Source organism: Streptomyces sp. M2CJ-2 (genome assembly GCF_016757295.1).
GTDB lineage: Bacteria > Actinomycetota > Actinomycetes > Streptomycetales > Streptomycetaceae > Streptomyces.
Genome location: NZ_JAESIF010000270.1, coordinates 1 through 730 on the forward strand (window position 1 = coordinate 1; position 730 = coordinate 730).

At 74.2% G+C, this 730-nt stretch carries 1 protein-coding gene; it reads left to right on the forward strand.

Going from position 1 to position 730, the window contains the following annotated elements; all coding sequences use genetic code 11:
• Nucleotides 1-172 precede the first annotated feature (172 nt).
• A partial coding sequence (locus JL475_RS39255; RefSeq protein ID WP_368860261.1) for a polyketide synthase dehydratase domain-containing protein occupies nt 173-730 on the forward strand: 558 nt, incomplete at its 3' end.

Below are 730 nucleotides of genomic sequence, written 5' to 3' on the forward strand. Positions count from 1 at the left end.
GACCCTGCACGCCCCGCTGGTCCTGCCCGACGCCGGCGGCGTCGCCGTACAGGTCGCCGTCGACGGCCCCGACGAGGACGGCCGCCGAACGGTCGCTGTCCACGCGCGCGTCCAGGGCTCCGAAGGCGACGGCTGGGTGCGGCACGCCACGGGCGTACTGAGCGAAACGGTCATGCAGGTTCCGGCTGAAGGGCTGACGGCATGGCCCCCGCCCGGTGCCGAGCCGGTGGAACTCGGTGATGCCTACGGCGAGACGCTCCCTGACCTGGGCTTCGCGTACGGTCCGGCGTTCCGTGGCCTGCGCGGGGTCTGGCGGCGCGGTGAGGAACTGTTTGCCGAGGTGGCCACGCCGGAGGAGGCCGGGATCGACCCCAAGCCCTTCGGCCTGCACCCCGCACTCCTCGACGCCGCCCTGCACGCCCAGCTGCTGACCGCGGACGACGCTGCGCCCGCGCTCCCCTTCGTCTGGTCGGACGTGTCCCTCCTCGCCGCCGGCGCGACGGTGCTCCGGGTACGGATGGCGCCGGCGGACGGGGACGGTGTCTCACTGGAGGTTGCGGACGGCGAGGGCCAGCCCGTCGCTTACGTCGGGTCGCTGGTGACCCGCCCGTTGGGCGAGCCGGCCGGCAGCGCTTCCGGTGCGGGGGAGCTGTATGGCGTGGAGTGGGCGGAGTGGACCGGGTCTTCCTCCGGTGCGGGCGGTTCCGCTGTGGTGGTGGGTGGTGCGCTG